We start from the raw sequence: 25094 nt of genomic DNA on the forward strand, positions 1-25094 counted from the left end.
CATGGCAATTCTTCCGATCCGGATCGTCGGTGACCCCGTCCTGCATCACCCGACGAAACCGGTCACCCAGTCGCCGGCCGAACTGGCCCAGCTGATCGCCGACATGTACGAGACGATGGACGCGGCGAACGGCGTCGGCCTGGCCGCCAACCAGGTCGGGGTCGACCTGCGGCTGTTCGTCTACGACTGCCCGGACCGGGACGGGTCCGGCAACGTGGTCCGCCGCCGCGGCGAGGTGATCAACCCGGTGCTCGAGACGTCGGAGATCCCCGAGACCATGCCCGACCCCGACGACGACGTCGAGGGATGCCTGTCGGTCCCCGGCGAGCAGTTCCCCACCGGGCGCGCCGAGTGGGCGAAGGTCACCGGCACCGACGCCCAGGGCGACCCGGTCGAGATCGAGGGCCACGGCTTCTTCGCCCGGATGCTGCAGCACGAGGTCGGTCACCTGGACGGCTACCTGTACGTCGACAAGCTCATCGGCCGCAACGCCCGGGCCGCGAAGAAGACCATCAAGCGGGCCGGATGGGGCGTGCCCGGCCTGAGCTGGGTGCCGGGCACGGTCGAGGACCCGTTCGGCCACGACGACGAGGACTGACGCCGCGGTGACGACCGAGCAGCCCGTACCCGTCGGCACCCGGGTGGTGCTGCGCTACCGGCTGCCCGCCGGTTACAGCCACCCGATGACCGACGTGATCGGGGAACTGGTCGCCCTCGACCCGGCCGTGGTGGTCCGCACCGCCGACAGCCGTCTCGTGCAGGTCGCGCCCGACGCCGTGGTGGCGCTCAAGGCACTCGGCGCCCGCCCGATCCGCACCGGCGAGATCCGCGCCCTCGAGAACGCCGCAGCCGCCGCCTGGCCCGGGCTCGAGCAGGGCTGGATCGACGGCTGGCTCCTGCGGGCCGGCGCCGGCTTCACCGGCTGCGCGAACTCCGCCACGCCGCTGGGCGACCCGGGCACGGTCGCGGACCCCCTCGACCCGGACGTACACGCCCGGATGCGCGAGTGGTTCGCGGACCGGGGCCTGCCGCTGCGGCTCCTGCTGCCGGACCGGCTCGCGCGCATCCCGCACGGGTGGACCCCGAGCGACGAGGTACAGGTGCTGGCCGCCGACCTCGACAACGTGCCGCTGCCCGGCGTCGCCACCCCCGTGACCGTGAGCCCCGGCCCGGACGCCGGCTGGCTGTCGCTGTACCGGTATCGCGGCGCTCCGGTGCCTGCCGAGGGCCGGGCGGTCGTCGAGTCCGTCCTGGGCGGCGCGCTGGGGTTCGGCCGCATCGGCAGCGATGCGGAGACCCTGGCCATCGGCCGTGCCGCGGTCACCGACGCCCCTGACGGCCGGCGCTGGGTCGGGCTGACCGCCGTCGAGGTGGCCGCCGCACACCGCCGGCACGGCCTCGGCACACTCGTGTGCGGCGCCCTGCTGCAGTGGGGACGCGACCGCGGGGCCACCCACGCATACCTGCAGGTCGCCGCGGACAACAGCGCCGCCCGAGGCCTGTACCGGGCGCTCGGATTCGTCGAGCACCACCGCTACCGGTACGCGACGGAACCTGTCCGTCCGCTCGCCTAGAGTGAGGACGTGCGTCTTGCTACCTGGAACGTGAACTCCGTCCGTGCCCGTGCCGACCGGATCCTCGACTGGCTGCAGCGGTCGGGCACCGATGTGCTCGCCATGCAGGAAACCAAGTGCAAGGACGAGCAGTTCCCGTACGAGCGGTTCGAAGAGCTCGGTTACCGGGTCGCACACGTCGGGCTCTCCCAGTGGAACGGTGTGGCCATCGCCTCCCGTATCGGCCTCGACGACGTGCAGATCGGGTTCGAGGACCAGCCCGGGTTCACCAAGGACCCGGACGCCGACCCGGCGCAGGAGGCCCGGGCGATCGGCGCGACGTGCGGCGGGGTGCGGGTGTGGAGCCTGTACGTGCCCAACGGCCGCGAGCTGGCCGATCCCCATTACGTCTACAAGCTCGAGTGGCTCGCGAAGCTGCGCGCCGACGCACAGGCCTGGCTCGCCGCCGACCCGCAGAAGCAGATCGCGCTCGTCGGCGACTGGAACATCGCGCCCACCGACGAGGACGTGTGGGATCCGGCATTCTTCGATGGGAAGACCCACACCTCGGAGCCGGAGCGGGAGGCGTTCCGCGCGTTCCTCGACAGCGGTTTCACCGACGTGGTGCGCCCGCACGCCCCGGGCCCGGGCGTGTACACCTACTGGGACTACACCCAGCTTCGATTCCCGAAGCGTCAGGGTATGCGGATCGACTTCGTCCTCGGTTCCCCGGCTCTCGCGGCACGCGTGGCGGGCGCGGAGATCGACCGCAACGAGCGCAAGGGCAAGGGCGCGAGCGACCACGCGCCCGTCGTCGTCGACCTCACGGACTGAGGAGCCGAACCCCGGCCCGGCGGATACCGCGCGTCAGCGACGGGCAGCGGTCCGTCCGCTCGGCAGCACGACGTCCCGATACTCGGGATGGGCGGTGAGGAATCGCTGCACGTAGGTGCACACGGGACGGACCCGCCAGCCCCGCTCACGCGCGAGATCCAGGGAGCGGCCCACGAGTACGCCCGCGAGTCCGCGGTGCCCGAAGTCCTCGACGATGACGGTGTGCAGGAAATCGACGACGGGATGGTTGCGTCCGGGCACGCCCGAGGGACGATCCGTGTCGAAATACCCGAGGATCCCGACAAGATCCCCGTTCAGGCGTAGCTCGAAGCGGTTCTGATCCTTGTTGTCGGTCACCTCGGTGCGCGGCGCGTTGACGAGCATGATCCCTCCGAGGTGCCGTAACCGAACTGTGACCTACGCCACTATAGAGCATGCAGGGTGCATCTGCCGAGACGTGTGGGACAAAACTGGACGTTGTCCCGGGACAGCGCTGCGCCGGTGTGGCAGCGCACATCGGCGGCCGCGCGGCCGCTCATCCGACAACCGGCCGGGCCCGCAACCGGACCGGATCGGTAGGGTCGCAGCCGTGAAGCTGCTGCCCCTGCCACCGAAGGGCCGAACCCCGGTCCGTGCCCTCACCATCGCCGGAACCGATTCGGGGGGCGGGGCCGGCATCCAGGCCGACTCGCGCACCATGGCGATGTGCGGCGTGCACGCCTGCGTCGCCGTCGCGGCCGTGACCGTGCAGAACTCCGTGGGCGTCAGCGGTTTTCACGAGATCCCGCCCGAGACGGTGGCCGCGCAGGTGCGCTGCGTCGTGGAGGACATCGGCGTCTCGGGCGCCAAGACCGGCATGCTCGCCTCCACCGGGATCATCGAGGCGGTCGCCGCGGTGTGCGCCGAGGTCGGCATCGGACGCGATCGACCGGTGCCGCTCGTGGTGGACCCGGTGTGCGCGTCGATGCACGGCGATCCCCTGCTGCACGCGGAGGCTCTCGACGCGGTGCGGCACACCCTGATACCGCAGGCCACCGTGGTCACACCGAACCTCGACGAGGTGCGGCTGATCACCGGTATCGAGGTCGTCGACGACCCCTCCGCGCGCCGCGCCGCCGAGGCCCTGCACGGCCTCGGCGCGCAATGGGCCATCGTCAAGGGCGGGCACCTGCGCACCTCCGACGTCAGCACCGACCTGCTGTTCGACGGGGATCGATTCCTCGAGTTCACCAGTCCCCGCATCGACACCGGCAACGATCACGGCGGCGGCGACACGCTCGCCGCGGCGATCGCGTCGGCCCTGGCTCACGGATGGTCCGTGCCCGATGCCGTCGCGTTCGGCAAGGAGTGGGTCACCCGGTGCCTGGAATGGTCCTACGACCTCGGCGCCGGGCACGGTCCGGTCAACCCTCTGTGGCGACTGCAGTCCTGACCCGCCAGATCCCGAGTTCGGGCGGCACTCCCTTGGGGGCCGAGGTGAACAGACCTCGCCGGTGCGGGCGCACCTCGAGGCCGAGCACGTCGACCGCGCCGGCCGGCAAGGCGTCGAGCGTCGCGGACGACACCACCACGTGCCCGTTCCCGGCGAGTTCCATCATGCGGGCCGCAACGGTGACGTCGACGCCCAGCCAGTCGCTGCCGATCCGCCGGGGCAGGCCCGTGTGCGCGCCGACCCGGATCCGCGGCAGGTAACCGTCCACGGTCACCTCGGTCAGGGCGGCTCGGGCCGCGAAGATCGCTTCCAGCGCCCGTTCCGGCCGGTCGAACACCACCATCAGCCCGTCGCCGAGCCGCTTGACGACGGTGCCGCCGCGTTCCGTGAACGCCGGCTCCAGTGCCCCGGCGACGCGCCGCAGCAGGTCGAGGGTGGCGACGTCACCCGCGGCGAGGGACCACGTCGAGAACCCCACGAGGTCGGTGAAGACCACGGTGACCTCCCGGTCGCCGCGACCGGCGCCGGTGCGTTCGAGCAGCGCCTGCCATGCCTGCAGCACGCCGAATCCGAGTTCGTGCACCGCGCTCGGCTCGTCGACGCCACCCCACCTCCCGGCCAGCCGCGCGGTGCGCCACTGCCCGGCCAGCCGGGCGACCGCCTGCGGCCCGCTGGTCCCCGCCGTGGACAACGGATCGCCGAAGCCGGGGTCGCCGGGCAGCGTGCGCCGCAGCCGCCGGGCCAGCCGGACCAGTTCGGGCCGCCGGTCCACGGCCGCGAACCGGTCCGCGAGGCGACGGCCGAGTCCCGGCGTCTCATCCATCGGATCGGGCCTCGGTGCGTTGCGGTCCGACCGGTACCCCGTCCGGCCCCGTGACGGCTCGCGCATACGTACCGACCGCGTACCCGACGGCCGAGGCTGCGACGGCCAGCGCCGCCCGGTCGATGTTCGCGAGCGTGTCCTGCGGGCTGTGGTAGTTCGGGTCGAACGGTTCGTCGCCGGTGCCGCCCCACTTCTGCGCCTGCTCCGGGGTCTTGCGGTCGTCGGCACCGGAGAACACACCGCCTGCGGGGATGCCCGCGTCCACGAACGGCCCGTAGTCGGAGCGCCCGTCGAAGTCGGTCCCCTCTGCGGCGACGCCGCGTGAGGTCAGGTACGCCAGGAACGTGCGCTCGATGCCGGCCGAGCCCTCCGGTCCCGGACCGGTGCCCACCGCATCGGAGTCGTCGCCGTCGTAGACGAGGTATCCAGGGTTGGGCGAGCCGAGCATGTCGAAGTTCAGGTACAGGGCGATGTCCTCGCGGGCGGCGTCGTCCAGGGAGGCCACGTAGTCGGTGGAGCCGACCAGCCCGACCTCCTCGGCACCCCAGAACGCGAACCGCACCGCATTGGTGACGCCTGGTTCGCTGCCGAGTTGCAGAGCCGTCTCGAGCACCGCGGCGACGCCGGTGCCGTTGTCGTTGATCCCCGGCCCCTCCGGGACGCTGTCGAGGTGGGCGCCGACGACGACCACGTCGTCGGTCGAGCCCGTGGCCGTCTGCGCGAGCACGTTGCGTGAGCGCACGCTCTCGATGCGGGTGTCGAGGACGAGGGTCACGGTGGTGGGGGCGGCGGCGAGCGCGCGGCCGTCGGCGCCGCTGATCCCCGCGGCGGGCACGCGGTCGTCGCCCTCCTCGCCGAGGGTGGCGCCGACGAGCGCACCGTCCTCGTTGTTGGCGACGAGCAGCGCCGCCGCGCCGCGTTCCGCAGCGACCTGCTGCTTGACGGAGAACGGGCACACGCCGCGGGTGACGAGCGCGACGGCACCGGAGACGTCGAGACCCTCGTAGTCGGAGGCCTCGCATCCGGGTGTGTCGTCGGCGGGCACCGGCACGAGCCGGGCGGTGAGCCCGTCCGGACCGGTCGACGGCGAGAACTCGAGGGCCCGGACCGGCACCGGCGCGCCGGCGACGGTCAGGGTCTCGGTCTCGACGTCGAAACTGCGAACGTCGAACTCCGGGGTCTGCACGTCGAATCCCGCGCCGCGCAGCCGGCCGGCGACGTAGTCGACGCTCGCGTCGTAACCGGCGGTGCCCACGGCGCGGTTGCCGTCGTGCTCGGTGGCGATACGGTCGAGTTCCGTGAGGTGGCCGACCACCGCATCGATTCCCACGGCCTCCGCCAGCGCGGCCGGATCCACCGGCGGTGGTGGCTCCTCCGAACATGCCGCCGCGAGCAGCACGATCGCTGCGACGACGCCCCCCGCCCGTACCCGCGCTCCCCGGTTCATCCGCCGAGGATACTCACGCGTCGCGCCGGTTCACCACGACCAGCGCGGCCGCGAACACCACGGCGACGAACACCGCGAAATACACCAGCGAACCCCACGGCCCCCAGTGGAAGTCGATGCCCTGGTCGCTGCCGAGGAAGTGGTTGGCATTGGCGAACGGCAGGAAGGGCTGCACCCGCCGGCCGAACGAGCCGAACAACGCGAACAGCGACTCGATCAGCAGCGGCCACAGCAACAGCAGCGCGATGGTGCCGGCGGACTGGCGCAGCAACGCCCCGACGGCGACGGCGAGCACCGCGCACAGCAGCGCGTAGATCGAGACGCCGTAGATCGACCGCCAGGCCTGGTCGCCCTCGAGAACGAGCTCCCGGCCCGCCTCCGGACCCGCGAGCGCCTTGGCGAGATAGAACGACGCGAGCGCCAGCACGCCGGTGAGCACCGCACCGAACAGCCCGATCAGCAGCGCCTTGACGACGAGCACGACACTGCGGTTCGGCATCGCCTGGAACGTGGTGCGGATGACCCCGAACCGGTACTCGCTCGTCACCGACAGCGCCGCGAGGATCATCAGCACGAGCACCCCGAAGCCGGCGACGCCGCTCACCGCGACGTCCACGGTCGGGTAGAACCGGCCGACCTCGTCGTCGACGGACATGCTCGCCTTGGAGGCGGCGCCGAGGATCGCCGCGAGACCCAGGCCGAGCGCGACGATCACGACGGTGCACCACCACGGCGACTGGGTGGAGGTCAGTTTGATCCGTTCCGCCTTGACGGTGTCGACGGCCACGCTCGCCGCCCCGGTGTTGTCGACCGCCACGCTCATCGCAGCTCCCCCTTCATCGGCTGCACGGCCGGGCCTCCGGCCACGGCTCCCTGGTACTGCACGTCGTCTCCGGTCAGTTTCATGAACGCCTCCTCGAGCGACGCGTTCCGGCTCGCCAGCTCGTGCAGCACCACCGAGTGCGCGGCGGCGAGCTCCCCCACCTGCGCGGTGGTGACGCCACTGACGATCAGCGCGCCGTCGTCGTCCCGGACGGTGTGGCCCTGCCCGGCCAGTGCCGTGCGGAGGGTGTCGAGCTGCGGGCTGCGCACCCGCACCGTCGCCTCCGACGCCCGCTCGACGAACTCCGCGACGGACGTGTCGGCGATGAGCCGGCCCCGGCCGATCACCAGCAGATGGTCGGCGGTCTGCGCCATCTCCGACAGCAGGTGGCTCGACACGAGCACGGTTCGCCCCTCAGCGGCGAGGGCCTGCATGAATTGGCGGATCCACACGATGCCCTCGGGGTCGAGGCCGTTGACGGGCTCGTCGAACAACAGCACCTTCGGATCCCCGAGCAGAGCGCCGGCCAGTCCCAGCCGTTGCGACATGCCGAGCGAGAAGCCGCCCGCGCGCTTGTCGGCCACCTCGGTCAGGCCGACGAGCGCGAGCACCTCCTCGACGCGCGAGTTCGGCAGGCCGTTGGACGCGGCGAGCCAGCGCAGATGGGCCCGCGCCGATCGGTTCGGGTGCACCCAGCGCGCATCGAGCAGCGCACCGACGGTCCGCAGCGGCCGTTTCAGCTGTCGGTAGGGGACGCCGTCGATCAGCGCGGTCCCGGCGGTGGGCCGGTCGAGGCCGAGGATCATCCGCATCGTCGTGGACTTCCCGGCGCCGTTGGGGCCGAGGAATCCGGTGACGATCCCCGGGCGGACCGTGAACGTCACGTCGTCGACGGCGACGGTGGAACCGAAGGTCTTCGTCAGTCCGGTCACTTCGATCATGACCCACAGCCTGCCCGATTCGGCCCGATCGTGCCGCGCCGGGTCGCCCCACAGTCCGGTGCACAGGTCGCCGGCGGAAGCTCGTCGCAGGTGACGGCGAGGCGTCCCGGCCGGTGCTGCGGAGCCGACGAGCGAGAAGGCGCCGAATCGGGCGCAGGGACCGAGGTGACGATCGTCCCCGTTGTCGAGTTCCGCCGAGCCGGTGGACGGCACGGGACCGGAGAGTACCGGCTGTTGCCGCTGCCGGCCGCCGTCACGGCGGATTCCGAGAGCAGCCGGTCGTGGCGGTGAGCGCCGGGACACGGCCGGCGCGGGTGATGTCAGGTCGAGCCCGGCTCGGTCCGGTCGGCGTGGAGTCTGCGGTAGCGGCCGTGTCGACTCCGTTGCACTCCAGTCTGTTTCATGGGATTCGACACGTCCGATGAGGCCGGTCCCGTCGCCTCCTGCCGGGCCGTGACGTCGACGCGCGGTCCGAGACGTGGACGGCGGCGCGGCAGGTGGGGACGGAGCCTGTCGATCAGGCGGTTTCGGCGATGACGAGTGCGGTGACGTAGCCGCCGTACTTGTCATCGAAATTCTTGTCGGCGTAGTCACATTCCACGCGGAAGGTCACTGTGCCGCCCGAGATCGACACGAGATCGGTGTCGACCTCCACGATGTTGATGTGGTGATCATCGGAGTCGTAGTCGAGCTTGAAGCCGTTGAGGGCGACTCCGGCGCGCAGCACGTTCCGCGGAAACGACACCGACTGCTGGATGCTCCTGCGGCCCGTCCCGACCGGAATCGTGACCGACGGAGTGAGAAACGATATTGCCATGGGACCGGTCCTTTCTGATGGTGACCTGACATATCGACTGTGAGCTGCGGGGTGCGCGGCAGCCACGCACCCTGGGGGTGCATCCACACGACCCTCGGGCTGAATTCGCTCGATACCGGCAGCTACGCGGGGATTGGCCGGGCGAGGTATGCGCTGTGCTGCGCTACCGACCTCGCCGTCGAGCTCTGCGAACTGCCGGGGCCGGAACGGAGAGAGATCCGCCGCCCGGATCGCCCATGCCGTCGACGCCGCGCACGCCGTCGCCGTAGCACTCGCCGTGTTCCACCCGAACTGCGATCCGGACAGGACATTTCGTACATGACGTCGCCGCCCCTCTGCCCGGAACCGACCCGGACTCCCGGGCACATCGTCTCCGTACGGCATTGTGATCTCTTCGGCGCAGAACCCCCGACCGGGCCGACCGATATCCACATGGACCTGGGGAAAGGCGCGTTCCTCCCAACTGCCGTACCGCATCGAAGCCTGCGCGTTCCGCCCCCGGATCAGGAGCGTAACGCGGGCCTCCCCCTGCCGTCCGGCAGCCGATCCGCCCTGCAGCGGCGACCGGAGTCGCGATATGTCGCGCCGGGTTCGGTCGTCGCCGGCGGCGTCCGCCGCATCCGGCGGCGTGCCGGTACCGCCGGTACCCCTACATACCGCATGAATGCATTGTCCTTCAACGAAATCCGCTACTGTCGGCCGCCAGAGGCGCGAATCGGTGCGACAATCCAAGTGTCGAAGGGAGGCACGTGATGACCCAGACACGAGCCGTGATCGGGGAGAGCGTCGAGGAGTCGATCGGCGGCGGTGAGGACGTCGCGCCCCCGAGACTCGGGGCGGCCGTCGGCGCCCTGGCCGACGTGTTCGGTCACGGCCGGACGGTGGCCCGGCACGGCGTGTCGTTCGGCAAGGAACTGGCGAAGATCGCCGTCGGCCGCTCCACGGTGGCCCCGGCGAAAGGCGACCGGCGGTTCGCCGACCCGGCCTGGAGCACGCACCCGGCCTACCGCCGGCTCGAGCAGACCTACCTGGCGGCCAGCGGTGCCGTCGACGGCGTCGTCGACGACGTCGGCCGCGGCATCGACCCCCGCCGGGCGGCCGAGGCCAAATTCGCGGCCGACATCCTCACCGCGGCCCTGGCCCCGACGAACTACCTGTGGACCAACCCCGCGGCACTGAAGGAGGCGTTCGACACCGCCGGCCTCAGTCTCGTGCGGGGCACCAGGCACTTCGTCTCCGACCTGCTCGAGAACCGGGGCATGCCGTCGATGGTCGACCGCGGCGCCTTCACCGTCGGCACCGACCTGGCGGTCACCCCGGGCGCGGTGATCTCCCGCGACGAGGTCGCCGAGGTGCTGCAGTACACCCCCACCACCACCACGGTCCGCCGCCGGCCGGTGCTGGTGGTGCCCCCGCCGATCGGCCGGTACTACTTCCTGGACCTGCGACCGGGACGCAGCTTCGTCGAGTACAGCGTCGGCCGGGGCCTGCAGACCTTCATGCTCTCGTGGCGCAACCCCACCGCCGAGCAGGGCGACTGGGACTTCGACACCTACGCGGGCCGGGTCCTGCGGGCGATCGACGAGGTGCGGGAGATCACCGGCAGCGACGACGTGAACCTGATCGGGTTCTGTGCCGGCGGGATCCTCGCCACCACGGCGCTCAACCACCTCACCGCCCGGGGCGACGACCGGGTGCACAGCATGGCGTACGCGGTGACGATGCTCGACTTCGGCGATCCGGCACTGCTCGGCGCGTTCGCCCGGCCCGCCCTGATCCGGTTCGCCAAGGGCCGCTCCCGCCGCAAGGGCCTGATCAGCGCCCGGGACATGGGATCGGCGTTCACCTGGATGCGCCCGAACGACCTGGTGTTCAACTACGTCGTCAACAACTACCTCATGGGACGCACCCCACCGGCGTTCGACATCCTCGCCTGGAACGCCGACGGCACCAATCTGCCCGGCACCCTGCACGGTCAGTTCCTCGACCTGTTCCGGGACAACCTGCTCGTCGAGCGCGGTAAGTTCACCGTGCTGGGCACACCGGTGGACCTGAAGTCGATCACCGTCCCCACCTTCGTCTCGGGCGCGATCGCCGATCACCTGACCGCCTGGCGCAACTGCTACCGCACCACCCAGTTGCTCGGGGGAGACACCGAATTCGTGCTCAGCTTCTCCGGGCACATCGCCAGCCTGGTCAACCCGCCCGGCAACTCGAAGGCGCACTACTGGACCGGCGGCACACCGGGCCCGGACCCGGACGCCTGGCTCGAGCACGCCGAGCGGCAGCAGGGCAGCTGGTGGCAGGCCTGGGCCGACTGGGTGCTCGCCCACGGTGGGGAGGAGACCACTGCGCCGAGCGCACCCGGCAGTACCCGGCACCCCGCGCTCGAGGCGGCCCCCGGCCGGTACGTGCGCGACCTACCCGCAGACCGACCCCCTGGATCCGGAATCCGACCCGGACCGACAGGCAGACCCCTGACCGTCGGCGGCTGACGTCAGCAGGTGGCGACCCGTCGTCGACGGCAAGGTGGAGGACGCGCGGCGCCGGCGCCCTCCGGCTCACGCCATCTCGGGGACGTGCAGGTGGGCGATGGCGAGCTCGAATTCGCAGGTGTCGAGTATCTCCGCGCCCGCTTCGCGAACCACTGCCGCCCGGATGCCGTCGAGGCGTTCCCTGTGGCGTTCGATCGCCTCGGCGCTGTCGAACGTCATCGACGACACCCCGCGGCCGGATGCGCGGTCGATCATCAGGCTGGCGCTGCAGAACCCGTCGAGTTCCTCCACCTTGGGCAGTGCGCCCATCTTCCACAGGTCGACGCCACGGTCCATATGCGCCGGCTCGGTCCTGATCCACGTGACCCGGCACCATGCCCCGCGATCCGAATGGTGGTCGCGATGCATGACGGCGATCTCCCACCGCGACACCTCCGTGGTGCCGTGGAAGATCCTGGCGGCCTCGTCACGTAGTGTGCGCACCGCTCCTTCGCTGGCGCGCATCGATTCCTCGTCGCGCCACGAACTGGTCGCGATGCACCGGCCCGAGCCGCGATCGATCAGCAGGGACATGCCGAGGCAGCCCTCGATGTCTGCCAGCGTGGGCATCACGGTGTCGCGTACGTGCCTGATCCCGGCGTCGATGTACGACGGATGCGCGTGAATTGTGGTCGAGCGTGCGAACACGATCGGCACCCTTCTCCTCAGGGCGGTGCCGACGCGGCGCCGCCGGTCGTTGTCGTTCCCCAGGTTTCACCTTGCTCCCCCGATCCACTGGAGGCAATAGGCACATTCCGCTTCGACCGGTTTCGCCCGAGTTGCACGACCCGGCCACCGCTGCCGTCCCTCGATCGTGGGAAGAGAACCACCCGTGCACGACTGCTCGCCGACGACGACGCGGTGGTGCCGCGACGCGTGCGGCACCACCGGGTCCGGTGAGAAACCGACCGTCACGGCCTCACATCGGGTCGTCTCAGGGCTCGAGCGGGGACGACGCCTGCGCCCAGAACCGCTTCGGGATGCGGCCCGCGTGCCGGGCCCGGAAGCCGGCCTCGACGGCGTGGCGCATCGCGGACGCCATGAGAGCCGGGTCCTTCGCCCGGGTCACCGCGGTCGCCAGCAGCACCGCGTCGCACCCGAGTTCCATCGCGAGCGCGGCGTCCGAGGCCGTGCCGATGCCCGCGTCGAGGATCACCGGCACCCCGGCGGCCTCGACGATCATCTCGATGTGGTGCGGGTTGGCGACCCCGAGGCCCGTGCCGATCGGCGAGCCGAGCGGCATCACGGCGGCGCAGCCGACGTCCTCGAGCCGTCGCGCCAGCACCGGGTCGTCGTTGGTGTAGGGCAGCACCACGAACCCGTCGTCGACGAGTTGCTCGGCGGCCGAGACGAGTTCGATCGCGTCGGGCAGCAGCGTGCGTTCGTCGGCGACGACCTCGAGTTTGACCCAGTCCGTTCCTAGCGCCTCGCGGCCGAGTTGTGCGGTGAGCACCGCCTCGGCGGCGCCGCGGCAGCCGGCGGTGTTGGGCAGCGGCACGATGTCGAGGCGGCGCAGCAGATCGAGCACGCCGGTCCCGGACGCCGCGTCCACCCGGCGCATCGCCACGGTGGTCAGCTCGGTGCCGGAGGCGACGAGGGCCTCCTCGAGCACGGCGAGGTTCGCGGCCCCACCGGTGCCGGTGATCAGCCGCGAGGCGAAGCTGCGTCCGGCGATCGTCAGGGGCGGCAGGTCGTGGCCGGGGTCGGGGCCGAAGTCGCGCTCAGCCACCCTGCACCGCCGTCAGCACCTCGATCTGCCAGCCCTTCCCGACGCGCTCGGACCAGCGTCCCCGGGGGAAGACGGCACCGTCCACGGCGACGGCGACCCCCCTGTCGGGCAGCCCGAGCCCGCTCAGCAACTCGGCCATCGTCGGCGCCTCGGCGAACCAGCGCTCCTCCCCATTGACCGTGACTCCCACCGTCGGCGCACCGTTCATCACACTCACTCCTCGGTAAATCGTTGCGGATCAGCATATTTCGCCACAGCGAGCGGTTCGTCCGCGAGCTCCGCGACCACCGCGTCCGCCGTGACCGGGGTCAGCAGCACGCCGTTGCGACCGTGCCCGGTCGCGGCGATCACCCGCTCGGACAGCCGGCCGATCAGCGGCAGGTTGTCCGGGCTCACGGGTCGCAGTCCCGCACTCGCCTCGTACAGCTCGTACTCGCCGATCGCCGGGAACAGCGTCTCGGCGTCGGCGATGAGATCCCGCACCCCCGCGACGGTGACCTGCGTGTCGTCGGCCTCGTACTGGGTTGCGCCGACGACGAGCCCGTCCGCGCGCGGCACCAGGTACGCGGGCCGGCCGTGCACGCTGCCGCGGACCGTCCGGTGCGGGGCGGGAGCCGCGCCCGGACGGGTCCGCAACCGCAGGATCTCCCCCTTGACCGGCCGCACCGGCAAGCCCGGCCACAGCCGCGCCGAGGCGGCGCCGGCCGCGAGCACCACCCGGTCGGCGTCCAGGTCCGTGACGTCAAGGACCGGCTCGTCGACGAAGGTGACCCCGGCCGCGGCGGCCGCCCGTCGCAGCGCGTCGACGAGAACCCGGTTGTCCACGGCCAGCTCGTCCGGGGCCAGCAGCCCGAGACGGATGCGCGGGCCGAGCGACGGCTCGAGTTCGCGCACCTCGGCGCGGCCGAGCACGCGCATCTCGTGCCCCTGGGCCGACACCCACTCGGCGATCGTGCGCAGGTCGGCGGCGTCGGCCGCGTCCAGCGCGACGGTCAGCGACGCAGTGGAGGTGAACAGGTCGAGGCCGGTCTCCCGCAGCAGCTCGGCGCCGAACGCCGGCCAGCGGGCCAGCGACGCGGCGCCCAGCTCGAGGACGTGTTCCTCACCCGGCCAACCCTCCGACAAGGGCGCCAGCATCCCCCCGGCCACCCAGGACGCCCCCGCTCCCGGGGACGGGTCGTGCACGGTCGCGGTCCAGCCGGCCCGGGCCGCGCGCCAGGCGATCGACAGCCCGATCACGCCTCCGCCGACAACGGATACGGTTCCCAACAGTTCGTCCACCTCACTCCCTGCGCCGGCATGATCCGGTTCAGGTGCTGACGGTCGGGGCCGGCAGGCCCCCTCTCAGCCCCGCGATCCCCGGGACTCCCGTGTCGATTCGTTCAGAGCAGAGACTACCGTCTCCGCCGTGACTACCTACCGCGGCAACCATCCCGCCCCCCGGGAACGCCTCGCGCAGGCCCGGCTCTACCTGTGCACCGACGCCCGTCGCGACACCGGCGACCTGGCTCGATTCGTCGAGGAGGCCCTTGCGGGCGGTGTCGACATCGTCCAGCTCCGCGACAAGGGCTCGGCAGGCGAGAAGAAGTTCGGCCCGCTCGAGGCGCGCGAGGAACTCGAAGCACTCGAGGTGCTCGCCGCCGCCTGCCACCGGCACGGCGCCCTGCTGGCCGTCAACGACCGCGCCGACATCGCCCTGGCCGCCGGCGCCGACATCCTGCACCTCGGGCAGGGCGACCTGCCGGTGCGGTACGCCCGGCAGGTCCTCGGCGACGACGTGGTGATCGGCCGCTCGACCGCCAGCCGGGCCCAGGCCAGCCTCGCCGACATCGAGGACGGTGTCGACTATTTCGCCAACGGACCGGTGTGGGAGACCCCCACCAAGCCGGGTCGCACCGCAGCGGGACTCGAGGTGCTGCGGGAGGTGGCCCGGTCGCAGCCGCGGCGGCCGTGGTTCGCCATCGGTGGTATCGATGCCGAGCGGTTGCCCGAGGTGCTCGACGCCGGTGCCACCCGCATCGCGGTGGTCCGCGCCATCACCGCGGCACCGAATCCGCGGGCCGCGGCGGCGGCCCTGAAGGCCGCGCTGCCCGGCTGAGAGGCCGTCACAGCCAGTCGAGCACCGTCGACGGCGCCAGGGTCGGCACGTCCCCGGGCAGCCGGGCACGCAGTCCCCGGTCGGCCGTCACCACTACGGTGAGCACCTGGTCCAGGACCGCCGACGTGCCCTTCGCCAGGACGGCCAGCTCGTCGTCTCCGCTGCCGGCCGCGGAGTGCACCGGGGTGCGGTCGTCGTCGATCACCGCTGCGCGGGCCTGCCCCTCGAGGACCGCCTCGATGCGGCTCACCCAGCCGAAGGACCCGCCGGGCAGCTCGACGGTGCGGGGCACCGACTCCGCCAGCTCCGCGAGCAGTCGTGCGGTGGCACCCGGCCGATCGCGCCACCAGCCGTTCGGCCGCGAGCCGAGGACGTTGGCCGTGTCGAGCAGCATCCGCACCGCCCGGGTTCGCAGGTCCGGCCAGGCCGCCGCGAACCCGGAGTGCAGGGGCATGGTCTCGACATCCGCCTCCGGCACCCAGCGCAGTTCGGTGCTCTCCCCGTTGAGGGTCGTCGCCATCGGGCTCGGGGTGTCCGCGACGACCGTGGTGTACGTCCATCCTCCGGTCACGCCGGAGGTGACCCGCTCGGTGCGCACGTTCACGGCAGCCGCGTCGATCCCGGTCTCCTCCTCTGCTTCCCGTACAGCCGCGGCGACGGGACTCTCGTCGCTGTCGCGGGCGCCGCCGGGCAGGGCCCACGTGCCGCCCTGGTGGCTCCACGCCGCGCGGTGCTGGAGCAATACGGCCGGCGTGCCGTCGGGCAGCGGTGCACGCAGCAGCAGCCCGGCCGCGCCGAACCTGCCCCACCGGCGACCACCGTCGGGTCCGACGGCCCAGCCGTCCCCGTCACCTCGCATCGCGTCCGCCTCCCTGCCGCCCGGCCGCCGACCGCGAGCCGGGCGTCCACCGTCCTCGGACGGCAACAACATCCCATTACTGCTTATATGCTCGCCACACACAGTGCCACATCGGAAGGGGTGCTCTCGTGGACGTGCGCGTGACCCCCACGCTCGGCGCGGTCGGGGGTCGCCTCGAGCGCGGCGACGTGTCCGGTCCCGTCGTCGACCACGACCGCCGCGCCGACGACTGGCGCACCCTGCTCCGATCCACCCCCGCCGCATTCCTCACCCTCGGCGCGCTGCTGTCGATCCTCCTCATCGTCTCCGGCATCGTCGCAGGTCAGACCGTGACGAGCCGGCAGGCCACGCACAGTCGGCTGCTCACGTCCGTCGAACCCCTCGCCGACGCAGCCCAGAGTCTCTACAGCGCGCTGTCCGTCGCGGACGCGGCCGCCGCCACGGGTTTCATCGCGGGCGGTATCGAGCCCGAGGAGGTGCGGGAACGCTACACCCAGGCCGTCGGCGAGGCGTCCACCCAGCTCGTCGCCGCGGCCGGCGGAATCGCCGCCGACGACAGGGTGAGTGCCCGGTTGCTGGCGGACATCGCCGGCCGGCTCACCGTCTACACCGGCCTGGTGGAGACGGCCCGTGCGAACAATCGCGTCGGAAACCCCGTAGGCGCCGCCTACCTCGGCGAGGCCTCGTACCTGATGCAGTCCGAACTGCTGCCGATGGCGCAGGAACTGTACGAACGCAGCTCGTCCGCCGTCACGTCCACCCAGCGGGCGGCGGTGCAACCGCCGTGGACGTCGATCGGGATGCTGCTGATGACGGTCGTCGCGCTGACCGGCGTGCACGTGATCGTCTCGCGGATCAGCCGCCGCACCCTCAACCTCGGACTGCTCACGGCCATCGCCTCGACGGGGATCCTGCTGTGCTGGCTCCTCGTCGCGGGACTGATCTCGTCGAGCGCCACCCGGAACGCCGTCGAGCGCGGCGGCGAACCGCTCGGGGTCTTCACCGACAGTCGGATCCTCGCCCAGCAGGCCCGGACCGCCGAGACGCTGCAGCTGGTCCGGCGGGACGTCACCGGCGAATACGACGCGATGTTCGACGGCAGCATGGACCGTCTCGAGGAGTTGCTCACCGGCTCCGCGGCCACCGACGTGGAGTCCCAGGCCGAACCGGCCGGCCGCGCCGCCGAAGCGCGCACGGCGTGGCTGGCATCGCACGACCGCGTGCAGGCGGCACTCGACCGGGGCGACTACCCGGCTGCCGCGATCCTCGCCACCGGTCCCGGGCCCGACGAGGCGGCGGCCCAGTTCCACGCCGTCGACCGCGCCCTCGAACAGGGCATCGACCTCGCGCGCGCCGAACTGCGTGGCAACGAGGTCCGCGCCGCGGACACGCTGTCCGCGCTCGCACCGGCCGCGTGGGTGCTCACCGTGCTTGCGTGGCTCGGCGTCGTGGGAGGACTGGCGCCACGAATCCGGGAGTACCTGTGAACATCCGCAACACCCTGCTCGCCGTCGCCGTCGCCGCGGCCGTCCTCACCGGTGGGTGCGCGACGTCGCAACCGGAGATCGTCGCCGGTCCCGACGTGTCCTACACCGAACCGCCGTTGCCGGAGCGCGCCGCACTCGCGCCCACCGACGTGCCGATCCCCCCGGAGCCGGACTGCGGCGACCCGACCGCCGGGCTGCGTCCCGACGGGGCGACGACCGGACCGGCCCTCGATGCGATCCGGGCGCGCGGACGCCTCGTCGTCGGGCTCGACACCGGCAGCAACCTGATGAGTTTCCGCGACCCCTCGACCGGCCGGATCGCCGGGTTCGACGTGGACATCGCCCGCGAGATCGCCCGGGATCTGCTCGGCAGTCCGGACCTGCTCGACTTCCGGATCCTGAACTCCGCGGACCGGGAGCAGGCCCTGCAGGATTCCACCGTCGACATCGTCGCGAAGACGATGACGATCACGTGTGCCCGACGTGAACGCGTCGACTTCTCCACGGTGTACTTCGTCGCCCAGCAGCGTGTCCTGGTGGTCAAGGGCTCCGACGTCCGGGAAGTCGCCGATCTCGCCGGCCGGCGGGTGTGTGCGGTGCGCGGCACGACGTCGCTCATGCGTCTGCGGCAACTGCAACCGTCCGCGGCGATCCTGACCGTCCCGTCGTGGGCGGACTGTCTCGTCGTGCTGCAGCAGCGCCAGGTCGACGCCGTCAGCACCGACGACACGATCCTCGCCGGGCTCGCCTCCCAGGACCCCTACCTGGAACTGGTGGGGGCGCCGCTCGGAACCGAGCCCTACGGCATCGGGATCGCGCAGGGCCGTGAGGACCTGGTGCGGTTCGTCAACGGCACCCTCGAACGGATCCGTCGGGACGGCACGTGGACACAGATCTACAACCGTTGGCTCACCGTCCTCGGTCCCGCCCCGGCGCCGCCGACCCCGACGTACGTGGACTGAGAGAACGCATGTCCGACACCGACGACGACACCGGACCGGCGACAGCACCGGCGGCACCCCCGGATTCCGGTCCGGCGACCGCACCGAGCGCCCGGCCGGGAACAGCACCGGACATCGGTCCGGGTACAGCACCGAGTTTCGGTCCCGGTACTCAGCGCAGTCGCCGGGGAAGCGTGCCGTCGCAGCGGTCGTCCTCACGCCGCTCCCGGTCGCGGTTGCCGTCGCGGCGGCGTCTCGCGGGTCTCGTCGACATCCCCGTCCCCACACCCGTCGACCCCGAGTCCGTCGTCCTGCGCGACCCGCACGTCGCCGAGGGCAAGCGGTTCTGCTGGAAGTGCGGCAAGCCGGTCGGCCGCAGCACACCCAACGGCCCCGGCGCGACGTCGGGCCGATGTCCTTCGTGCGGAACCCCGTTCGAGTTCACTCCGCTGCTCGCGGTCGGCGACGTCGTCGGCGGGCAGTATGTGGTGCAGGGCTGTCTCGCCCACGGTGGTCTCGGCTGGATCTACTTGGCGATCGACCGGAACGTCAGTGATCGCTGGGTGGTCTTGAAGGGTCTGCTGCACTCCGGAGACGCCGAGGCGCAGGCCGTCGCGCTGGCCGAGAAGCAGTTCCTCGCCGAGGTGACTCATCCGAGCATCGTGAAGATCTTCAACTTCGTCGAGCACCCTCGCCCCGACGGCAGCCCGATGGGCTACATCGTCATGGAATACGTGGGTGGGCACTCGCTGCGCGAGGTGCTCGACACCTGTCCCAAGCCCTCGCGGATGCCCGTCGAACAGGCCGTCGCGTACGTCCTCGAGATCATGCCGGCGCTGAGCTATCTGCATTCGATCGGGCTCGTCTACAACGACCTCAAGCCCGAGAACATCATGGTCACCGAGGAACAGCTCAAACTCATCGATCTCGGTGCCGTCACCGGCATCGAGGACTACGGCTACCTGTACGGCACGCCGGGCTTCCAGGCGCCGGAGATCGTGCGTACCGGCCCGACCGTGGCATCCGACATCTACACCGTCGGCCGGACCCTCGCCGTGCTGACCCTCGACATGCCGTGGACGCAGGGGCGTCCGGCCGACGGCCTCCCGACGCCGGCCGAGGCGCCGCTGCTGGCGGAGTACGAGTCCTACCACCGGTTGCTGCTGCGGGCCATCGATCCCGATCCGCAGCGACGGTTCGAGTCGGCCGACGAGATGGCGAGCCAGCTGACGGGTGTCCTGCGCGAGATCCTGTCGCAGCAGACCGGCGAGGAGCATCCGGGTCTGTCGTCGGTGTTCAGCCGGCAGCGGACGACGTTCGGCACGGACGAGGCTGTCGGGCGCACGGATTCGATCGTCGACGGTGTCGAACGGGACGAGAAGCTCGCGGCGCGTGATGTGGCGGCAGCGCTGCCCGTTCCGCTGCTCGATCCGCTCGATCCGAGTGCGGCACTGCTGGCGGCGGCGGTGCACAGCGAACCTCAGCAGACACTCGACGCGCTGCGCCACGCGCGCGACAACGGCATCGAGCGCGTCGTGGGCACGGCCGATGTCTCGTTCTCCCGGGAGATCACGCTCGCCGAGGTCCGTGCCCATCTCGACCTCGGGCACGGCGCGCGCGCCACCGAGATCCTGGGCAAGCTGGAACGTGATCTGGGAGCGGACTGGCGCATCGACTGGTATGCCGGTCTCGCCGAGCTCATCAACGGCGAATACGAGTCCGCCTTCGGCAGATTCGAGAAGGTGCTCGCCGCGATGCCCGGCGAGACCGCACCCAAGCTCGCTCTGGCGGCCACCGCCGAACTCATCCTGCAGCATTGGGAGAGCGAGGATCCCGACGCCTGGCGCGCGTTCTGCGAGAACTACTACCGCACCGTGTGGCGCACCGATCACAACGTGGTGAGTGCCGCGTTCGGCCTGGCGCGGCAACTCACCCTCCGCGGCGAGCGGACAGCCGCGATCGCCGCCCTCGACCAGGTGCCGCCCAGTTCCCGGCATCACGCTGTCGCCCGGATGACGACCGTGCTGATCCTGCTGCACGACCGCCCCGTCGACGAGATCGAGGAGGCCGACCTGCGCGAGGCCGCGCGGCGGGTGGAGACGTTGTCGCCGGAGGAGGGACGGCTCCTGCAGATGCGCACCCTGGTGCTGTCGATCGCTCTCGACTGGGTCCGCGCGGGGCACTCGGCACGCCGCCGATCGGACCCGATTCTCGACGTCCCGTTCGACGAGAGGGGCCTTCGCAGCGGCACCGAGTCCGGTCTGCGAGACCTGGCCCGCAATGCGCCGACCCGCGCCCACCGATTCACCCTCGTCGACCTGGCCAACGCCATCCGCCCCCGCAGCCTGCTGTGAGCCGAGCGGGAGGATCTCGCGGCATCGGCCGAGTGGGCTCGACGACAACCTCCCGCTCGGCGCGGAATCCGCCCGCTCACCACCGCTGTGGACAACCCCGAAGTTGTCCACAGTCCGGTGACCGGGGGTTCCGCAGCGGCCGGACGCCCTGCATCGTGTGCGTCCGTGCATTCCTTCGACGCTCCCTTCCGGGGCACCGAGGCGATCGCGTCCGGTGCGCTGACCGCCTACGAGTTGCGGCACGGATTCGTCCGCCTGCACCGTGATGTCTACGTGCGGCGCGGTGTCGCGCCCACGGCACGCACCAGAGCCCGGGCCGCCTGGTTGTGGTCGGCGGGCAGGGGAACGCTTGCCGGCCTGTCGGCCGCGGCGCTGCACGGGACGAAGTGGATCGACGGCTCCGCCCCGGCGGAGCTGCTTCGGGCCGGTCACGTGCGTGCGCCCTCCGGCATCGTCGTCCGGCAGGGCATCCCCGACGACGACGAACTGTGCCGCGTGGACGGAATGACGGTGACCGGTCCCGCGCGGACGGGGTTCGACCTCGGCCGTACGGTGAAGGGAGACCGCGCTGTCGAACTCCTCGACGCCTTGTGTCACGCCACCGGCGTGATGCCTGCGGAGATCCGCGAGCTCGCCGGTCGGCACGCGGGAGCGCGTGGGGTGTCCGCACTGCGGCAGGTGCTCGGGCACGTCGACGGCGGCGCCGAGTCCCCACCCGAGACACGGACGCGCCTGCTGCTCGTGCGCGCCGGACTTCCCGCTCCCGAGACCCAGATCCACGTCCGTGCCGCGGACGGACGACTACTCGCCCGCGCTGACCTGGGGTGGCGATACTGGCGGGTCCTCGTCGAGTACGACGGCGAACACCACTGGACGGACCCCGCCCAGCGCACCCGGGACATCGACCGGTACGCACTGCTCGAGTCCGCGGGCTGGCGCGTCGTCCGGGTCGACGCCCGACTGCTCGCCCAACGCCCGGACGTCGTGCTCGAGCGCGTGCGGGCGGCGTTGTGGGCGGCCGGCGCCCGGTGGTGAGGAAGCGAGCGGGAGGATCTCGCGGCATCGGCCGGGTGGGCTCGACGACAACCTCCCGCTCGGCGCAGAAACGTCCCGCTCGCCTACACCAGCGCCGCGGCCGCCCGCGCGATCGCGAGCTCCTCGTTGGTCGGGATCACGAGGACCTCCACCTGCGACGTGTCCGCCGAGATGCGCCGCTCGCCGCGCTCGGGCGCGACGTTGCGGGCGTCGTCGACGACGATGCCGAGGCGTTCGAGGCCGGCGAGGGCGTCGCGACGGACGTCGACGTTGTTCTCGCCCACCCCGCCGGTGAAGACGACGACGTCGACGCCGCCGAGCTCGACGAGATATGCGCCGAGGTACTTGCGCAGACGGTGCACGTAGACGTCGTAGGCCAGCTTCGCGTCCTCGGAACCCTCGGCGACGAGCCGCAGCAGCGCCCGGAAGTCGTTGACACCGGACAGACCCTTGAGCCCGGAGCGCCGGTTGAGCAGGCCGTCTATGGTGTCGACGTCCATGCCCGCGCTGCGATTCAGATGCAGCAGCACGCCGGGATCGATGTCGCCGCAACGGGTTCCCATGACCAGGCCCTCGAGAGGGGTCAATCCCATTGATGTGTCGACGGGCCGGCCGCCGGCGATCGCGGAGGCCGACGCACCGTTGCCGAGATGCAGCACGATCTGGTTCAGCTCGGACAGTTCTCGTCCGAGGAACCGGGCCGCACGTTCGGACACGTACTGGTGCGACGTGCCGTGGAACCCGTACCGCCGGATGCCGTGTGCCCGCGCGACGTCCCGGTCGATCGCGTAGGTCGCGGCTTCGGCGGGCAGGGCGTGGAAGAACGCCGTGTCGAACACCCCGACGTGCGGAATGTCGGGCAGTTCCTCGCGCGCGACCTCCATGCCGATGACGTTCGCGGGATTGTGCAGCGGCGCAAGAACGGACAGTTCCTCAACGGTGCGCACCACGTCGTCGTCGACGAGAGTGGGTTCGTGGAACACCTCGCCGCCGTGGACGAGCCGGTGGCCGACGGCGATGATGCCGGCCTCGCGCAGTGGCCGGCCCAGTCCCTCCACCCAGTCGAGGACGATCCGCAGTCCGGCCCGGTGGTTCTCGATGGGACCGACGTGTTCCTCTGTGCCGGTGGTGTGGTGGAACACGACCCGGCCTTCCGGCTCGCCGATCCGTTCGACGAGACCGTGCGCCACCGACTCTCCGGTCTCGGGGTGGACGAGCTGGAACTTGATCGACGACGAGCCCGAGTTGAGCACCAGTACGGTGCCTTCCGTCCGGGCGCTCATTCGCCGGTCTCCTGCGCCTGGATCGCGGTGATCGCCACCGTGTTCACGATGTCCTGGATCAGCGCTCCCCGCGACAGGTCGTTGACGGGTTTGCGCAGCCCCTGCAGGACCGGACCGACGGCAACGGCTCCGGCGCTGCGCTGCACGGCCTTGTAGGTGTTGTTGCCGGTGTTGAGGTCCGGGAAGATGAACACGGTCGCCCGGCCGGCGACCTCCGAGCCGGGCAGCTTGGCGCTGGCGACGGACGGTTCGATCGCGGCGTCGTACTGGATCGGCCCTTCCACCGGCAGATCGGGCCTGCGTTCGCGCACCAGGGCGGTGGCGGCGCGGACCTTGTCGACGTCGGCGCCCGACCCGGATTCGCCGGTCGAGTAGGACAGCATCGCGATGCGCGGTTCGATGCCGAAGCGTGCGGCGGTGGCGGCCGAGGAGATCGCGATGTCGGCGAGCTGTTCGGTGGTGGGGTCGGGTACCACCGCGCAGTCGCCGTAGGCGAGCACCCGGTCCGACAGGCACATGAGGAAGATGCTCGACACCGTGGACACGCCGGGTTCGGTCTTGACGATCTCGAAGGACGGGCGGATCGTGTGCGCGGTGGTGTGCGCGGCACCGGAGACCATGCCGTCGGCGATGCCGAGATGCACCATCATCGTGCCGAAATACGAGATGTCGCTCATGATCTCGCGAGCGCGTTCGATCGTCATTCCCTTGTGGGCACGCAGCCGGGCGTATTCCTCGGCGAACTGCTCGGCGAGTTCGGACGATCTGGGATCGAGCACCTTCGCGGCGCTCAGGTCCACGCCGAGTTCGGTGGCCCGGCGCCGGACCTGCGTCTCGTCGCCGAGGATCGTCAGGTCGGCGATCCGGCGTTGCAGGACACGCCCGGCCGCGCGCAGGATCCGATCGTCCTCGCCCTCGGGCAGCACGATGTGCCGGCGCTGACGGCGCGCCCAGTCGATGAGCTGGTACTCGAACATCTGCGGGGTCGTGACGGACGGCCGCGGTACGTCGAGGCGGCTCAACAGCTGATCGGTGTCCACGTGCTGTTCCATCAGCGCGACGGCGGTGTCGATCTTGCGGTGCGCGCCGAGGGCCATGCGCCCACGTGTCCGGTCGGCGGCCGACGCGGTGTCGAAGGTTCCGAGGCTCGTCGTCAGGATCGGCAGGCTGGGCTTGAGTCCGGCGACGAGCTGCGCCACCGCCGGGTGCGGCAGGAGGCCGCCGTTCATGATGATCCCGGCCAGCGACGGAAAACCCTGGGCCGCATTGGCATTGACGAGGGCGAGGAGCACGTCGGAGCGGTCGGCGGGGGCGATGACCACGACGCTCTCGGTGAGGCGTTCGAGGATGTGTTCGGCGGTCATGCCGCCGACCATGACGCGCAGCGCTTCGCGGTGCAGCAGTTCCGGGTCGCCGCTGTAGAGTTCGCCGTCGATCGCGGTGAGCAGTTCCCCCATGGTCGGCGCGACGAGAATCGGCACCTCCGGCAGGGTCCACAGCGGCACACCCCGGTCGCCGACAGCCGCGGCGATCTCGTCGAGGCGGTCGGCGGGGCAGCGGTTGACGACGATTCCGGTCAGGTGGGCATGCTGGGCGGCGAGTTCGGCGGTGCACACGCTGGTCAGTTGCGCCACCTCGTCGGGGGTGCGCCGAGAGCCACGCAGGACGAGCAGGACGGGCGCGTCGAGATTGGCAGCGATGCGGGCGTTGTAGCCGAGTTCGCTGGGGTTGGCGATCTCCGTGTAGTCGCTGCCGACGATGACGACGGCGTCGCAGCGGTCCGCGACGGCGTGGTACTTGACGACGATCTCGCTGAGGGCGGCCTCGGGGTCGGCGTGGACGTCGTCGTAGGTGGCGCCGACGCACTCGTCGTAGTCGAGGTCGACGGTGATGCGTTCGAGGAGCAGTTCGAGGATGTAGTCGCGGTCGTTGTCGGAGCGGGCGATGGGACGGAAGACACCGACGCGCGCGGCGGAGGCGCACAGCGCCTGGAGCAGGCCGAGCGCGACGGTGGACTTGCCGGTGTCGCCTTCCGGCGCGGCGATGTAGATGCTCGACACGGACTCGGCGGCGGCGCTCATGGGTCACACGATATGCGGCTTCG

General features: G+C 71.2%; 23 protein-coding genes and 1 riboswitch. Of the genes, 10 read left to right on the forward strand and 13 right to left on the reverse strand.

Annotated elements, in window-relative coordinates; genetic code table 11:
* Position 1 precedes the first annotated feature (1 nt).
* From AC2IPW_RS18860 to AC2IPW_RS18870, 3 genes are read left to right on the forward strand one after another with little or no spacing between them, the layout of a single operon-like run.
* Positions 2-598 carry a peptide deformylase gene (locus AC2IPW_RS18860; RefSeq protein ID WP_054371692.1) on the forward strand — a complete coding sequence of 199 codons (597 nt, stop codon included), beginning with the start codon at positions 2-4 and terminating at the stop codon, positions 596-598.
* Positions 599-605: 7 nt separating this feature from the next.
* Positions 606-1574 (forward strand): N-acetylglutamate synthase, CG3035 family, encoded by a 969-nt coding sequence (locus AC2IPW_RS18865; protein WP_486375368.1) that lies wholly within the window; start codon positions 606-608, stop codon positions 1572-1574.
* A gap of 9 nt (positions 1575-1583) precedes the next feature.
* Entirely contained in the window at positions 1584-2387 is an 804-nt protein-coding gene (locus AC2IPW_RS18870) for an exodeoxyribonuclease III (RefSeq protein ID WP_003937401.1), read from the forward strand.
* A gap of 33 nt (positions 2388-2420) precedes the next feature.
* On the opposite strand, the gene AC2IPW_RS18875 is transcribed toward AC2IPW_RS18870, so the two are convergent.
* Positions 2421-2771 carry a GNAT family N-acetyltransferase gene (locus AC2IPW_RS18875; RefSeq protein ID WP_003937400.1) on the reverse strand — a complete coding sequence of 117 codons (351 nt, stop codon included), beginning with the start codon at positions 2769-2771 and terminating at the stop codon, positions 2421-2423.
* A 205-nt stretch (positions 2772-2976) separates the two neighbouring features.
* On the opposite strand from AC2IPW_RS18875, the gene thiD reads away from it, so the two are divergent.
* Positions 2977-3819, forward strand: a complete 843-nt coding sequence (gene thiD, locus AC2IPW_RS18880) for a bifunctional hydroxymethylpyrimidine kinase/phosphomethylpyrimidine kinase (protein ID WP_003937399.1) — start codon at positions 2977-2979, stop codon at positions 3817-3819.
* Here thiD and AC2IPW_RS18885 read toward each other — a convergent pair.
* The 5 genes from AC2IPW_RS18885 to AC2IPW_RS18905 form a co-directional block, all read right to left on the reverse strand.
* Positions 3791-4642, reverse strand: coding sequence for an adenylate/guanylate cyclase domain-containing protein (locus tag AC2IPW_RS18885; RefSeq protein WP_003937398.1), 852 nt, complete (start codon positions 4640-4642; stop codon positions 3791-3793). The genes thiD and AC2IPW_RS18885 overlap by 29 nt on opposite strands.
* Positions 4635-6089: a M20/M25/M40 family metallo-hydrolase gene (locus AC2IPW_RS18890; RefSeq protein ID WP_486375369.1), complete on the reverse strand. Its 1455-nt coding sequence runs from the start codon at positions 6087-6089 to the stop codon at positions 4635-4637. The genes AC2IPW_RS18885 and AC2IPW_RS18890 overlap by 8 nt, the downstream gene beginning before the upstream one ends.
* A 13-nt stretch (positions 6090-6102) precedes the next feature.
* Entirely contained in the window at positions 6103-6912 is an 810-nt protein-coding gene (locus AC2IPW_RS18895) for an ABC transporter permease (protein WP_003937396.1), read from the reverse strand.
* On the reverse strand, positions 6909-7853 hold the full coding sequence (locus AC2IPW_RS18900; protein ID WP_040783049.1) for an ABC transporter ATP-binding protein: 945 nt from the start codon (positions 7851-7853) through the stop codon (positions 6909-6911). The genes AC2IPW_RS18895 and AC2IPW_RS18900 overlap by 4 nt, the downstream gene beginning before the upstream one ends.
* A 517-nt stretch (positions 7854-8370) precedes the next feature.
* Positions 8371-8670: a hypothetical protein gene (locus AC2IPW_RS18905; RefSeq protein WP_003937394.1), complete on the reverse strand. Its 300-nt coding sequence runs from the start codon at positions 8668-8670 to the stop codon at positions 8371-8373.
* 752 nt (positions 8671-9422) lie between these two features.
* On the opposite strand from AC2IPW_RS18905, the gene AC2IPW_RS18910 reads away from it, so the two are divergent.
* The gene (locus AC2IPW_RS18910) at positions 9423-11165 is read left to right on the forward strand and encodes a PHA/PHB synthase family protein (RefSeq protein ID WP_486375370.1); all 1743 of its coding nucleotides are present in this window, start codon (positions 9423-9425) and stop codon (positions 11163-11165) included.
* Positions 11166-11231: 66 nt separating this feature from the next.
* Here AC2IPW_RS18910 and AC2IPW_RS18915 read toward each other — a convergent pair whose 3' ends face one another.
* The 4 genes from AC2IPW_RS18915 to thiO form a co-directional block, all read right to left on the reverse strand.
* Positions 11232-11861, reverse strand: coding sequence for an antibiotic biosynthesis monooxygenase (locus AC2IPW_RS18915; protein WP_486375371.1), 630 nt, complete (start codon positions 11859-11861; stop codon positions 11232-11234).
* Positions 11862-12138: 277 nt separating this feature from the next.
* Positions 12139-12933, reverse strand: a complete 795-nt coding sequence (gene thiG, locus AC2IPW_RS18920) for a thiazole synthase (RefSeq protein WP_486375372.1) — start codon at positions 12931-12933, stop codon at positions 12139-12141.
* Positions 12926-13141: a sulfur carrier protein ThiS gene (thiS, locus tag AC2IPW_RS18925; protein ID WP_040783040.1), complete on the reverse strand. Its 216-nt coding sequence runs from the start codon at positions 13139-13141 to the stop codon at positions 12926-12928. Before thiS ends, thiG begins: the two co-directional genes overlap by 8 nt.
* 5 nt (positions 13142-13146) lie before the next feature.
* Complete coding sequence (gene thiO, locus AC2IPW_RS18930; RefSeq protein ID WP_416061603.1) at positions 13147-14214, reverse strand: glycine oxidase ThiO; 1068 nt, start codon at positions 14212-14214, stop codon at positions 13147-13149.
* Positions 14203-14315, reverse strand: a riboswitch (TPP riboswitch). Its footprint overlaps the gene before it by 12 nt.
* A 26-nt stretch (positions 14316-14341) precedes the next feature.
* Here thiO and thiE point away from each other — a divergent pair.
* Positions 14342-15031 (forward strand): thiamine phosphate synthase, encoded by a 690-nt coding sequence (gene thiE / locus AC2IPW_RS18935; protein WP_003937388.1) that lies wholly within the window; start codon positions 14342-14344, stop codon positions 15029-15031.
* A 7-nt stretch (positions 15032-15038) separates the two neighbouring features.
* Here thiE and AC2IPW_RS18940 read toward each other — a convergent pair whose 3' ends face one another.
* Positions 15039-15890: an NUDIX hydrolase gene (locus AC2IPW_RS18940; RefSeq protein ID WP_486375373.1), complete on the reverse strand. Its 852-nt coding sequence runs from the start codon at positions 15888-15890 to the stop codon at positions 15039-15041.
* Between the two features lie 128 nt (positions 15891-16018).
* On the opposite strand from AC2IPW_RS18940, the gene AC2IPW_RS18945 reads away from it, so the two are divergent.
* The 4 genes from AC2IPW_RS18945 to AC2IPW_RS18960 all read left to right on the forward strand — a co-directional run bounded on the left by AC2IPW_RS18945 (position 16019) and on the right by AC2IPW_RS18960 (position 21707).
* The gene (locus tag AC2IPW_RS18945; protein WP_486375374.1) at positions 16019-17377 is read left to right on the forward strand and encodes a hypothetical protein; all 1359 of its coding nucleotides are present in this window, start codon (positions 16019-16021) and stop codon (positions 17375-17377) included.
* A complete protein-coding gene (locus tag AC2IPW_RS18950) occupies positions 17374-18339 on the forward strand; it encodes a glutamate ABC transporter substrate-binding protein (protein WP_486375375.1) in 966 nt (321 codons plus the stop codon). Before AC2IPW_RS18945 ends, AC2IPW_RS18950 begins: the two co-directional genes overlap by 4 nt.
* Positions 18340-18347: 8 nt before the next feature.
* Entirely contained in the window at positions 18348-20672 is a 2325-nt protein-coding gene (locus AC2IPW_RS18955) for a serine/threonine-protein kinase (protein WP_486375376.1), read from the forward strand.
* A 165-nt stretch (positions 20673-20837) separates the two neighbouring features.
* A complete protein-coding gene (locus AC2IPW_RS18960; protein WP_486375377.1) occupies positions 20838-21707 on the forward strand; it encodes an endonuclease domain-containing protein in 870 nt (289 codons plus the stop codon).
* An 83-nt stretch (positions 21708-21790) separates the two neighbouring features.
* On the opposite strand, the gene AC2IPW_RS18965 is transcribed toward AC2IPW_RS18960, so the two are convergent.
* Together AC2IPW_RS18965 and pta are read right to left on the reverse strand one after the other, a co-directional pair.
* Complete coding sequence (locus tag AC2IPW_RS18965) at positions 21791-22990, reverse strand: acetate kinase (protein WP_003937382.1); 1200 nt, start codon at positions 22988-22990, stop codon at positions 21791-21793.
* Positions 22987-25071: a phosphate acetyltransferase gene (gene pta / locus AC2IPW_RS18970; RefSeq protein ID WP_003937381.1), complete on the reverse strand. Its 2085-nt coding sequence runs from the start codon at positions 25069-25071 to the stop codon at positions 22987-22989. The genes AC2IPW_RS18965 and pta overlap by 4 nt, the downstream gene beginning before the upstream one ends.
* Positions 25072-25094 lie beyond the last annotated feature (23 nt).

The sequence above is a fragment of the Rhodococcus sp. NS-SX18 genome (assembly GCF_057367935.1).

Bases quoted from the DNA above. Each gene is read 5' to 3' on its own strand.
- AC2IPW_RS18885 (WP_003937398.1), bottom strand. From the start codon at position 4,642: ATGGATGAGACGCCGGGACTCGGCCGTCGCCTCGCGGACCGGTTCGCG.
- thiS (WP_040783040.1), bottom strand. From the start codon at position 13,141: ATGAACGGTGCGCCGACGGTGGGAGTCACGGTCAATGGGGAGGAGCGC.
- pta (WP_003937381.1), bottom strand. From the start codon at position 25,071: ATGAGCGCCGCCGCCGAGTCCGTGTCGAGCATCTACATCGCCGCGCCG.
- AC2IPW_RS18910 (WP_486375370.1), top strand. From the start codon at position 9,423: ATGACCCAGACACGAGCCGTGATCGGGGAGAGCGTCGAGGAGTCGATC.
- AC2IPW_RS18940 (WP_486375373.1), bottom strand. From the start codon at position 15,890: ATGCGAGGTGACGGGGACGGCTGGGCCGTCGGACCCGACGGTGGTCGC.
- AC2IPW_RS18860 (WP_054371692.1), top strand. From the start codon at position 2: ATGGCAATTCTTCCGATCCGGATCGTCGGTGACCCCGTCCTGCATCAC.
- AC2IPW_RS18875 (WP_003937400.1), bottom strand. From the start codon at position 2,771: ATGCTCGTCAACGCGCCGCGCACCGAGGTGACCGACAACAAGGATCAG.
- AC2IPW_RS18890 (WP_486375369.1), bottom strand. From the start codon at position 6,089: ATGAACCGGGGAGCGCGGGTACGGGCGGGGGGCGTCGTCGCAGCGATC.
- AC2IPW_RS18905 (WP_003937394.1), bottom strand. From the start codon at position 8,670: ATGGCAATATCGTTTCTCACTCCGTCGGTCACGATTCCGGTCGGGACG.
- AC2IPW_RS18895 (WP_003937396.1), bottom strand. From the start codon at position 6,912: ATGAGCGTGGCGGTCGACAACACCGGGGCGGCGAGCGTGGCCGTCGAC.
- AC2IPW_RS18900 (WP_040783049.1), bottom strand. From the start codon at position 7,853: ATGATCGAAGTGACCGGACTGACGAAGACCTTCGGTTCCACCGTCGCC.
- AC2IPW_RS18965 (WP_003937382.1), bottom strand. From the start codon at position 22,990: ATGAGCGCCCGGACGGAAGGCACCGTACTGGTGCTCAACTCGGGCTCG.
- AC2IPW_RS18955 (WP_486375376.1), top strand. From the start codon at position 18,348: ATGTCCGACACCGACGACGACACCGGACCGGCGACAGCACCGGCGGCA.